The sequence below is a fragment of the Desulfatibacillum aliphaticivorans DSM 15576 genome (assembly GCF_000429905.1).
GTDB classification, from domain to species: domain Bacteria; phylum Desulfobacterota; class Desulfobacteria; order Desulfobacterales; family Desulfatibacillaceae; genus Desulfatibacillum; species Desulfatibacillum aliphaticivorans.
In genome coordinates this window covers 20,156-31,721 of record NZ_AUCT01000024.1, presented here as the reverse complement: position 1 = coordinate 31,721, position 11,566 = coordinate 20,156, and the positions used below count along the sequence as shown (strand labels likewise).

Sequence of the window (11,566 nt, the reverse complement as noted above, 5' to 3'; positions counted from 1 at the left end):
TAGTAAGCAATAATCATACCGAAAAGGTTTATGTGATTGTCATAACGCCCGATCCCCTTCGGGCTTTGAACGAATCACACAAAACCCTGCTTGCCTTGGGCCGGGTCCTGGTGTTATCGTGCACCACAACATTAACGCCGCTTAATTTATTCTCGGAGCCATAGCAATCATGCCGCAACCCCTTAAAGCCAAAAGGGTTGATACGACTAGGTCCAATCATTTTGGATGCTTGATCTTGCTTGTTTCTGCGGCCGGCGCCGGCTGCCTGGGGTACTTGTGGCTTACAGGAAGGCCTTTCGCCTATTCCCCCGCCCCGGCGAATTTCTTGGCCCACGCCCTTCTGGTGATCATCCCCGGCCTCATGGTCTACAATCACTTGTCCATTCCTGTGGAGTTTGAAAATCCCGAAGGCGAAATTCTTATTGAAGACGCCACGTACCTGACCTCGTTGAAAACCGACTGGTGGATGTCCTTGATGCTGTGGCCGCCTGTGCTTTTGGGCGCATTTTTCACCGTCCTCCAATCCCTGGTTATTTTGAACGGAGCATCGTCCGATCTTCCCACGCAGCCTTATTCGGCGTTGTTCACGGCCTTTTTGTCCCTGGGGCTCTTCTTTTTTTTCGGAAATGTGATCAAGCTGAAAGCGCCTTTTTACGTTGGCGAGGAAGGCATGCGGGCGGGCGTCTCCTTTTTTCTGCAATGGGATGAAATAGACCACATGCAGGAAAAGCAGGGCGTGTTCCTGGTTTACACCGTGTACAACCCCAAGCTGCCCATCGCCTCCTTAAGGCCCTTTTCTTCCCAGGCCTTGAATGCATTGCTTGAAATGCTCAACAAAAAGCAGGTTAAAGGCATGGAGCAGGCCCCGCCCGTTCTGGCGGCCGTGCAGGCTGTCATCTTTCTGGTCTTCTCCGCTATGACGGCCCTGGGCCTGGTTTTGTGGATGAAATACGAATGGGATCCACGATGGGTGATCGTGTTTTTGTTCGTCCTGGGAATTTTGCTCAGCCTGGCCCTGGAGAGGTTCCGGGGCGTCCATAAATTGACGCGCATCAAACCGGAAGTTGGCGGAGAACTGCAGGACGCCCAGGCCGTGGCTCGCAGGGCCTTGTGTCTGGCCGTCATGGTTAAACGGGGCAGGCTGGAGATCAAACTGCGAAAATCCCAGGCAAGGGGCAACGAAAGCATCCATAAAGAGATCAAGGAATTATACCAGTGGGTGAAGGGCAACGCCCTTTATGAGGCCCTTGCTGATTCCGAATCCGCCCTCTTGCGCCGTATGGGCGGAACCTGGTCCCAACAGGAAGCCGGCGCCGCATGCTGGCGGAATGAAGCTCTGGGGGTGCTCTTGTGGGCTTTGGGCGCGGTGGAGGAGATCCCTCCCTACGACCATCCTTTTGAATGGGAGGACCTGTCCCAAAAGGTTCCCTTGCTGGCCGCCAAAGAGGATTTATCCGTTCCAGACCCCCTATCCCTGTTTCAGAACCAGGCAAAACTGAGAGGCGTGGAAGAAATTGCAAACGCCCGGGAACTGGCGGAGCTTTGGCACTGGAGAGCCAGGACCACGCAGATCATGGAGCAGGGCGTGGAAGCCCCGGAAGGCTATACTTTTGAGCAGATAATCAGCCAGGCGGCCAATGCGGCTTTTAATCAAAACGAAATCCCCCAGCCCTTGGGCGGGGATTTTCCCATTTTCGGCAAGGCCTACGCCAGCCTGGGGCCGGAGGAACTCCAACTGGCCGCATCCATAGCCAGGGAGCGGCATCTGGCCCTGAACTGGCTTTGCATGTACGCCGAGGATTGGGACTCAACCCCCACGGACACCTGATAAATTCAGTTTGTCATTGCATTTTTTACGGCTTTTTGTGTAAATTTGGTAAATAGCGTTGTCCCCCTTGCATCATTTCCCAAGAACAATCCAAACGGAGGCCCATGATGGAAGCCCTGCAGTTTTCATTTTCCGTTCCCAGGTTCATCGCCCTGAAAGCCATCAGCCCATTGAACAAAAAGGCCTATTATGACGGCAAACTGGCCACCGTCAAGCTGGTGGATGTTCCCGAGCCCAAGCTGCCCGACGAGTCCTGGGTGAAAATCCAGGTGAAATATTGCGGGTTTTGCGGCAGCGACATGAACCTGATTTTTCTGAAGGACTCTCCCTCAGCCAGTCCGTTCACCTCCATGCCCTGCATCATGGGGCACGAGTATTGCGGCGAGATTGTGGAAAAAGGCGCGGACGTCACCGGCTTTGATTTGGGAGATGTCGTGGCAGTGGCGCCCCACCTTGGATGCGAAGCCCGGAAAATCAGCCCCATTTGCCCCATTTGCCGAACGGGCAGGCCCGCCAATTGCCAGAACATGGCCAAAGGCGCCCTGGCGCCCGGCATGTTCAACGGCATCTGCCGGGACGTCCCCGGAGGATTCGCCTCCCACGCCGTGGCCCACCAGAGCCAGTTGTTCAAACTGCCCGAAGGCCTGAGCCCCCGTCTGGGCGCCCTGACCGAACCGGTGGCCGTTGCCGTCCAGGCCGTCCTGGACAACCCGCCCGGAAACAAGGACAAGGTGCTGGTCATCGGCGGCGGGGTCATAGGACAGATGATCGTGTGGGCTTTGCGCGCCATGGGCCTGGAATGCGACATCACGGTTTCCGAGCCTTTTCCCTTCGCCCAGGACATGGTTAAAAGGGCCGGCGCCGACCACATCATCAAGGATGGAAACCTGTTCGCCGCCGCAGCCCGCATTACGGACGCCGAGCGCTACTCGCCGGTCATGGGCGACGACATCTGCATGGGCGGCTTCACCAAGATTTTCGACTGCGTGGGAACCGGCGCCACTATCAATATAGCCATGCGCTGTTTGGCCGGCCGGGGAGTCTTGTCCGTGGTCGGGATAGGGGACGACGTCAAGCTGGATCTCACGCCCCTATGGCTGAAAATACAGACGATCAAAGGGGTTTTCGCCTATGGATACAACATGGTGAACGGCAGGCGCGAGCACGCCTTCACCACGTCCATGAGGCTGGCCCTGGACCATTCCGAGTTTTTGGAAAGCATGATCACCCACACCTTTTCCCTGGGGCAATATAAAGAACTGATTCAAACCAATCTGGATAAAGGCAAAACCCGCGCCGTCAAAACCATGTTTGCCTTTTAACGGCTAAAAACCCGAAAAGGTCGGGAACCTGAACTGCCCGGAAACCCTGCTAATTTGGAAGTGCAGAAGAAATAATGCCTCCGGCGGCAAACCTCTTTTCTACACGCCGTGAAGCGGCAAAAAGTTTGATCAAAACTGTTCAAATGGCGCTTCGCGCAGGACGTAGGAAGATTTGTCTTTCCCAGCGCCTTGATTCACATAACGGCGATGGGGCGCCCACCAGCGTTTTGGTCTTGGCGCGGATCGAGTTCGTCATCCTACGGACTGGTCGTTCACTTCCCGTTGCTCCCCACCCCGCCTCGCGGCGACGCAGTTACATTCAGTTAAGGGAAGGCCGTTCGCAGTCATTGGGGGTATGTGCATTGGGTTCTTGACATTGCATTCCGGCAGGATGAAAGCCGGATCATGGCTGGGCACGCCCCTGAGTATCCGGCGGCGCTGAGGCATATCGCCTTGAATTTGCTCAAGAAAAACAAATCATTGAGGGAAGCATAAAAACCAAAAGGCTGAATACGGCAATGGACGTTGAATATTTACAAGTGGTTATGTTTTCGTAAAATCCACCAAAAACCAAACGCCGCACGCGGACCCTTTACATGCGTTGGTCCTGAGGCCGAGGGTTTCTTTTCTTGACAAGCCAGGGCGGGCTTTATAGACAATATTTTTTACGCTTGGACTGTTCCATTTTGGCCCCGGGCGATTATCTATCTAATAAAACAAAGGATTCATGTCATGCCTTCATGCCTTGAAATCAGTCTGAAACCGCAACTGATCGACGCCCACGGCGCCGGGGTGGCCCAAAAAGCCAAGAGCTATTTCGGCATTGCCCTGGACGGCGTCCGGTCCGTAAACATCCTGACCCTGGACGCGGACCTGTCTGACGTCCAGTTGGAGCGGCTTCGCACGGAAATCTTTACTAATCCGGTGATTCAGGTCTCAAGCTACGCCCCCCTGGAAATCGATTTTGACTGGGTGATCTGGGTGGGTTACAGGCCCGGCGTCAGAGACAACCCGGGCGCCACGGCCGTAGAGGCCATTGAAGACCTGTTCGGCCTGAAGTTCACCAAGGATCAGGCCGTTTACACCAGCATGCGCTATTGCTGCAAAGGAAAAGGCCTGACCCGGCGGGACATGGAGACAATCGCCAAGGAAATCCTGGCCAACGACATCATTCAGCAATGGAAGGTGTTCAGCAAGGAGGAATGGGACCCCAAAACCGGAGTGGGCGTAATCATCCCCAAGGTTAAGCTGGACCACGAGCCTTCGGTGTCCACGGTTTCCATTTCCAGCGATGAAGAGCTTATGCGCATTTCCGATGAACGGAACCTGGCGCTCAACCCCAACGACATTCCCACGATCCGCTCCTATTTTCTCCGGAAGGACGTTCTGGAAGCCCGCAAGGAAGTGGGGCTTTCCGAACCCACGGACGTGGAGCTGGAATACATCTCCCAGGCCCGGAGCGACCATTGCAACCACAACACCTTCGGCGGCAAGTTCTTTTATACGGATCTTGCCACGGGCGAAAAAATGGTCATGGACAACCTGTTCAAATCCTGCATCAGCGATCCCACCAAGGCCATTGCGGCCCAAAAGCCCTGGGTGATATCCGTGCTGTGGGATAATGCAGGCGTGGGAAAATTTGACGACGATCATTATTACTCCATCACCGGAGAGACCCATAACTCGCCCAGCAACATGGAAGCCTACGGCGGCGCCATTACTGGCATCGTCGGCGTGTACCGCGACCCCATGGGAACGGGCAAGGGCTCCAAGCTCATCGCCGGGACTTACGGGTTCTGCGTCGGCCCCAGGGATTACAACGGCGACCTGAAACCCCGCCTCACTCCCAGGCGCCTGCTGGACGGCATCATCGAGGGCGTGAAGGACGGCGGCAACAAGTCGGGCATTCCCACAGCCTTCGGCCAGGTTTGCTTTGACCCCGGCTACCTGGGCAAATGCCTGGTGTTCGTCACCGCCCTGGGCCTTATGCCGGCCAAGGTGGACGGCGGCCCGTCCGAGGAAAAAACCACCTCCCCCGGCGAGCTGGTGGTCATGTGCGGCGGCCGGGTGGGCAAGGACGGCATTCACGGGGTGACCGCCTCTTCCGAGGTGTTTTCCGAACACACCCCGGCCGGACACGTTCAGATCGGCGACCCATACACGCAAAAGAAGATGCACGACTTTTTGCTGGAAGCCAGGGACCAGGGGCTTATTGCTTTTATCACGGATAACGGCGGCGGCGGCCTGTCCTCCTCGGTGGGCGAATCGGCCCGTTTTTCCGATGGCTGCAAGGTGGACCTGGCCAAGGTGCCCCTTAAATACGACGGCCTGGATCAATGGGAAATCTGGGTGTCCGAATCCCAGGAGCGCATGACCCTTTCCATCAAGCCGGAGCACGAAGAGCAGTTTTTCGCCCTGGCCAAAAAGCACGCCGTGGAATGCACGGTCATTGGAACCTACACGGATTCCGGCAAGCTGCACATCACATATAAGGACGAAACCTGCGCCTACGTGGATATGGATCTGCTGACGGCGGCCTTCCCCCAATGGGAGTTCGAGGCCGAATGGGTTCCGCCCGAACTGCGCGGCCTGAAGGAGCCGGTGCTGTCCGCCCCGGCGGATCACAACGGTCTGCTGCTGGACATGCTTAACCGGCCTAACATCTGCTCCAAAGAGTGGATCACCCGACAATACGACCACGAAGTGCAGGGAACCAGCGCCATCAAGCCCCTGGTGGGCAAAAAGCGGGATACGCCCAGCGACGGCGCCGTGTATCGCCCGGTGCTGACTTCGGAAAGCGGCATCGCCATTTCCCAGGCTGTGCTGCCCACATACTCGGCCATTGACGCCTATCATATGACGGCATGCGTGATGGACGAGGCCGTTCGAAGGGTGTTGGCCGTGGGCGCGGATCCCGAACAAATCGGCGGGGTGGACAACTTTTGCTGGCCCACCATTATTTTCGACGAAAAGCAAAATCCCGACGGCAAGCACAAGGCGGCCCAACTGGTCCGGTCGTGCCTGGCCTTGAGGGATTTGTGCAACGCCTACGACCTGCCCCTGCTTTCGGGCAAGGACAGCATGTACGTGGACGGGCACCTTCCCGGACGCTACGGCGAGCGGCACAAGGTTTCGGCCCTGGAAACGCTTCAATTCACCACCACCGGCCTGGTCCACGACGTGGCTCACTGCAAGACCATGGATGTGAAGGCGCCGGGGGATCTGGTTTACATCGCGGGCCTCACCAAAAATGAGTTGGGCGCCTCGGAGTATTATGAACATCTCGGCCACTTGGGCCTGAACGTCCCCAAAGTGGACGCAAAAGCCAATATGGCCCTGTACAAGGCCCTTTACAAAGCCATGGCCGAAGACTGCGTCGCCTCAGTGCGCGGCGTGTACCGCGGCGGTCTGGCCGTGCATCTGGCCCTGTGCTCCATGGCCGGCTGCCTGGGCATGGACCTGGATCTGGCCAAGGTTCCGGCCGCAGGCGCGGACAGGGACGATGCGCTGCTGTATTCCGAAAGCGCGGGCCGGTTCATCCTGACCGTGGCGCCTTCGGACAAAGAGCGGTTTGAAGAAATTTTCGCCGGCCTGCCCGCGGCCTGCGTCGGCCAGGTCACGGAAGCGCCGGTTCTTTCCATCAAAGGGCTGGACGGTGTTGAAATCATCCGTACGGAAGTGCAGGACATGAAAGATGCGTGGAAAAAACGCTTTGGAGGTTTGATATGAAAAAGGTCCGGGTGCTCGTCCTTACGGGATACGGCCTGAATTGCGACCACGAAACCGCGAACGCCTTTTCTTTGGCCGGCGCCGAACCCGTTCGGGTTCACATCAACAGCCTCATCGCCGGCGAGGAGCGCCTGGAGGATTTTCAAATCCTGGCCTTCGGCGGCGGCTTTTCCTGGGGCGACGATCACGGCGCAGGCGTCATTCAGGCGACCAGAATGAAAAACAACCTGGGCGGACAGTTATTGGAATTCGTGGAAAAAGGCGGGCTGGTCATCGCCATTTGCAACGGGTTCCAGGCGGTGGTCAATCTCGGCCTGCTGCCCGGTTTTGACAATGACTACACCTCTCGAAGCGTTGCCCTGACGTACAATGACTCCGGCAACTTCCGGGACGACTGGGTGTATCTTGCGCCCAACGAAAAATCTCCCTGCGTGTTCACCAAGGGGCTGGAATCCTTTGATCTGCCTGTGCGCCACGGAGAAGGCAAGCTGTACGCCGAAGACGCGGTGATCAAACGCCTGCAGGATAACAACCAGGTGGCTTTGCGCTACGCCCTGGCCGACGGTTCTCCGGCCAACGGCAAGTTCCCGGAAAACCCCAACGGGGCTGTGGACGACATCGCCGGCATATGCGACCCCACGGGGCGCATATTCGGGCTCATGCCCCATCCTGAGGCCACGGTGCATTATTCCAACCATCCCCAGTGGACCCGGATCAAGGAAGAAAAAAAGCGCAAAGGCGAGGCCATGGGCGACGCCGTGTCCCCCGGGCTACAAATTTTTATCAACGGTGTGAATTATGTCCGGGAAAACCAGTAGCCCTTCAGAATTAAGGGGCAAACTGGATTCCCTGATCGCCTGCTTCCATAACAAAAAAGCCACCCGCTTCCAGATGGAGGAAGGGATTCAGGCTATTTTGGAGTGGAAGCAGGCGAACAATTTCCCCGGCCTGTGGAACCCTCCCCCCGTCATGGTGACCGCCACCCTGGACGACGCCATGGGCTACGGCCTGGACCTCATCCATCAATACGCCAAGGCCGCCGGGTTGGAAATAGTTGAACTCGGCCTGCTTCAATCTCCTGACAAGATCATCCAGGCCTGTCACGACAAAAAGGCCCGGGTTCTGGGCCTGACCGTTCTGCAGCAGTTTTCCGACGAAGACGCCGTGCGCATTGGACGCTCCATCCCCCAAGACACCCTGTTCATCGCCGGAGGCGCCGCCTTTCTCTTTGATCCCGACCTGGCTGACGAGGCCCGTGTGGACTACGTAGCCAAGGACGCCCTGGCCTTTTTGCAGTATCTGTTGAAATCCCTCAAATAAAAAACTTTGGTTTCATCAAAACCAAGAGAACTGAATTTATTTATTATTAAAGGCGATAAACTATGCCGTATACAGGGTCTTTTGTGCAAATTTTCTAAATTCACTCTTGATTGATCCCCCATAATCGCTTTATAGTTGTAGTCTATTTGGTTTTCAAAACCATTGCCTTGCTTTCAGTGTCATGAAAAAAGCCGCTTTTATCGCCGATACGGAGGGAATCTGTGGGACGACGGCCTGAAACGACCAACAAGAATGCCTACGAGCCGCCCGAGCCCTCCGGCCTCCGGGAATCCCCGGAAAACGGGTTGCTTCACGCCCTGGAATCCCTTTGCGACATTGACAATATTCCCATGGCTTACGTGGAAATCGATCTGGAAAAGACTTGCATCACACGAGTGAACCGCATGTTTTGCAGGCTTTCAGGGTTTTCGGAGCCGGAACTTGTAGGCATGACCAATCTTCGGAGCCTGTTCAGCATTGATTCCAATTCCCTGGGATTATTCCTTGAAAGGACGAAACAAGGGGGGGCTGAATGCGCCTCGCTTCCGGTCGTCGTTCACAGACAAGGCGCCGAACGCATTTCATGCTCCGCCAGGCTGCAAGCCGTAGGAAACGGAGAAGGCCTGAAGAGCCTGGTGGCTCTGCTATCCGACCATCCTCCCTGGCGTCAGGAGGACATGGAGCGGGTGCGTTTGAAAGCCGCCGTGCGGGGCAGTAAAGACGCCGTGGGCATGTCCTACCCCGACGGCAGGCATTTTTATCATAACGAGGCTTTTTCCCGCATGTTCGGGTACAGCCTGGAAGAGTTGCGCAATAAGAGCCCCCAATCCCTGTACAATAACCAGGAGCAGGCGGTGGAAGTCTTCGAGACCATTCAGAACGGAGAGTTCTGGAGCGGCGAGGTGGAGATGCGCACCAAAAACGGTCAGATTATTCACGTGGATCTGCAGGCAGACGGCATTATGGACGCCGAGGGCCGGGTGATCGCCCTTATTGGGCACCATACGGATCTGACCGACTCCAAGATGACCGTTCTGCAACTGGCCCAAAGTGAGGCGAAATACAAGGATTTCGTGGAGAACGCTCCCATTGGGATGTTGATCACCAACCTGGACGGCGAGATTGTGTACGCCAATAAAAAAATTGAGGAGGTCACTGGTTACAACCTGCGCGACTGGAAGAATTCTTCGTTTCTTCCCATACTATACCCTGAAGACCTGCCGGTCATGCATCAGCAGAGAAACCAAGCCCTAACCACCCGGAAGGAAGTGAAGCCTTACGTCCTTCGGGTGGTGACCGCGTCCCGGGAGATTCGATGGCTGCGAACCATTCCCCAGCTTGTGTTCAGCGACGCGTCCAACTCCTCGGGCGAGATTGTAGGCTTTCAAAATTTTCTGGAAGACATCACCCCCACCAAGCTGGCCATTGAGGAAAAGGAACGGCTTGAAAAACAGCTGGTGCAATCCCGCAAGATGGAGGCCATCGGCACCATGGCGGGAGGCATTGCTCACGACTTCAATAACATTCTGTATCCTATCCTGGGCTATGCAGAAATGCTCAAGGACGATCTGACGCCGGAATCCATCCCGTATAAAAACGTGGAGGAGATTGAAAAATCCGCGTACCGGGCCAGGGATCTGGTGCAGCAGATACTTTCCTTTTCCCGGCCCACGGAACAGGAAGTGGTTCCTGTGGCCGTCCAGTCGATTTTGGAGGACGTGCTGCGCATGCTCAGGGCGGTCCTGCCCTCCACAATCCAGATCAACCCGAAAATTTCCAGAAAATGCCGGATGATTCTGGCGGACCCGACCCAAATCCACCAGGTGCTCTTGAATTTGTGCACCAACGCCTACCACGCCATGCTGGATCAAGGGGGGCTGCTGTATATCAGTCTTGTTGAAGAGCATATCAACCCGAGCCAGGGAGAATCGGTGTTGCCAATCGCCCCGGGAGACTACGCCAGGCTGACGGTTCGGGACACGGGCTGCGGCATTTCCAAGGATGTGATCGAACGCATTTTCGAGCCGTATTTCACCACAAAAATAGCCGGAGAGGGCACCGGCTTAGGCTTGGCCTCGGTGTTGGCCATCGTGCAGAAACTTAAGGGCCATATCAGCGTGGAATCGAAAGTGGGCAAGGGGAGCGCTTTTAACGTGTACCTGCCCATCATCCCCATCACCCAGGGGGATTTTGTGGAAAAGGATATTTCCCCGGTTCCCAAAGGGTGCGAGCGCCTTTTAATCGTCGACGATGAAGAGGCCATTATTAAAATGCTGGCTCAAATGCTCCACAGGCTGGGATACAAAGTGACCTGTTTTTTAGACAGCCTGAAGGCCTGCAACGCATTTTTTCAGGAGCCCGAATCCTACGATCTGGTCATTACGGATCTGACCATGCCCAAAATGACCGGCTTGGCCCTTGCCGAGAAAATGCTTAAGATCAAACCCTCCCTGCCTATTATTTTATTCACAGGATACTCGGAAATGGCGTCCTCCAGCGATGTGGAAAAAATGGGCGTCAAGGCCCTTTTGAGCAAGCCCGCCAATATCATGGACCTGGGCCGAAAAATCAGGGAAGTGCTGGATGAGCAGCAGAAAAAGCAGTGATAGAAAACCATAAAAAAAGCCGGGAGCCCATTTAATCGGGTTTCCCGGCTTTTTGAATTTTTGAATAAGCGATTATTTGCCCAGCATGTCCTCTTTCAGATCTTCCATGTTTCCGTCCATGGGGCCTTTGCCCAACCAGATGGAAAACACCATGTTCTTGAACTCCTTGCCGGGGATGGTCGCTTTCTCCTTGCCGTCCAGGTAAACCACCAGGCCCTTTGCGGGCAGGTAGGCCATGTCGTAGGTCTGGCCTTCCACAGTGTCAACGGCGAAGCAGGCGTTGAACTTGTCGATCTGCTCCTGCCAGGGCGCGGTGTTGTTGTTGGTGATTGCCGTAAAGCTTTCGTTCCAGGAGTCGATAAGCTGCTGAGGGGTGATCTTGCCGCGGATGAAGACCATACGGATCATCATGGGTTCGTCGGCGTTCAAGATCTTTTCCGCGTCGCTGCTCTTATTCTCCAGGAACAATGCTGCGGCGTAGACCTTGACGAACTTGAGCTTTTTCCGGATGCCCGCGCCGTTGAAGGTCAGTTTGGCCCCCTCGATGGTTACAGTGTCGGGAATTTCCGCTCCCCCAAAATCCTTGGCCATGGCAAATGGAGCCGCCATAAGCAAAACCAGCACTGCAATAACAATCCTCTTCATAATCCTCTCCTTTTTGTTCACGAAATAAAACTGAAAAGAAACCCCCGTCCAGGTAGGAATTAGGACCACTCCATTTGAATCCAGAACCGGCTTAAAGTCAAGCACAACCTTAGCGC

The 11,566-nt window shown here is 55.6% G+C and carries 7 protein-coding genes; 6 read left to right on the top strand and 1 reads right to left on the bottom strand.

The window, feature by feature from the left end; all coding sequences use genetic code 11:
• The first annotated feature begins 235 nt into the window (after nucleotides 1–235).
• From G491_RS0119665 to G491_RS34255, 6 genes are all read left to right on the top strand, one after another.
• Complete coding sequence (locus tag G491_RS0119665; protein WP_028315790.1) at nucleotides 236–1,828, top strand: DUF4272 domain-containing protein; 1,593 nt, start codon at nucleotides 236–238, stop codon at nucleotides 1,826–1,828.
• Nucleotides 1,829–1,932: 104 nt separating this feature from the next.
• The gene (locus G491_RS0119660; RefSeq protein ID WP_248635456.1) at nucleotides 1,933–3,150 is read left to right on the top strand and encodes a zinc-dependent alcohol dehydrogenase; all 1,218 of its coding nucleotides are present in this window, start codon (nucleotides 1,933–1,935) and stop codon (nucleotides 3,148–3,150) included.
• A 732-nt stretch (nucleotides 3,151–3,882) separates the two neighbouring features.
• A complete protein-coding gene (locus tag G491_RS0119655; RefSeq protein ID WP_028315788.1) occupies nucleotides 3,883–6,879 on the top strand; it encodes an AIR synthase-related protein in 2,997 nt (998 codons plus the stop codon).
• Nucleotides 6,876–7,697 carry a phosphoribosylformylglycinamidine synthase subunit PurQ gene (locus G491_RS0119650; RefSeq protein ID WP_028315787.1) on the top strand — a complete coding sequence of 274 codons (822 nt, stop codon included), beginning with the start codon at nucleotides 6,876–6,878 and terminating at the stop codon, nucleotides 7,695–7,697. Before G491_RS0119655 ends, G491_RS0119650 begins: the two co-directional genes overlap by 4 nt.
• Nucleotides 7,678–8,199 (top strand): cobalamin B12-binding domain-containing protein, encoded by a 522-nt coding sequence (locus tag G491_RS0119645; RefSeq protein WP_028315786.1) that lies wholly within the window; start codon nucleotides 7,678–7,680, stop codon nucleotides 8,197–8,199. The genes G491_RS0119650 and G491_RS0119645 overlap by 20 nt, the downstream gene beginning before the upstream one ends.
• Before the next feature lie 221 nt (nucleotides 8,200–8,420).
• Nucleotides 8,421–10,805, top strand: coding sequence for a PAS domain-containing sensor histidine kinase (locus G491_RS34255; RefSeq protein WP_051327395.1), 2,385 nt, complete (start codon nucleotides 8,421–8,423; stop codon nucleotides 10,803–10,805).
• A 72-nt stretch (nucleotides 10,806–10,877) separates the two neighbouring features.
• Here the strand turns inward: G491_RS34255 and G491_RS0119635 are convergent, their stop codons facing one another.
• Entirely contained in the window at nucleotides 10,878–11,450 is a 573-nt protein-coding gene (locus G491_RS0119635; RefSeq protein ID WP_028315785.1) for a chalcone isomerase family protein, read from the bottom strand.
• Nucleotides 11,451–11,566: the final 116 nt, after the last annotated feature.

Bases quoted from the DNA above. Each gene is read 5' to 3' on its own strand.
- G491_RS0119660 (WP_248635456.1), top strand. From the start codon at position 1,933: ATGATGGAAGCCCTGCAGTTTTCATTTTCCGTTCCCAGGTTCATCGCC.
- G491_RS0119655 (WP_028315788.1), top strand. From the start codon at position 3,883: ATGCCTTCATGCCTTGAAATCAGTCTGAAACCGCAACTGATCGACGCC.
- G491_RS0119650 (WP_028315787.1), top strand. From the start codon at position 6,876: ATGAAAAAGGTCCGGGTGCTCGTCCTTACGGGATACGGCCTGAATTGC.
- G491_RS0119645 (WP_028315786.1), top strand. From the start codon at position 7,678: ATGTCCGGGAAAACCAGTAGCCCTTCAGAATTAAGGGGCAAACTGGAT.
- G491_RS0119635 (WP_028315785.1), bottom strand. From the start codon at position 11,450: ATGAAGAGGATTGTTATTGCAGTGCTGGTTTTGCTTATGGCGGCTCCA.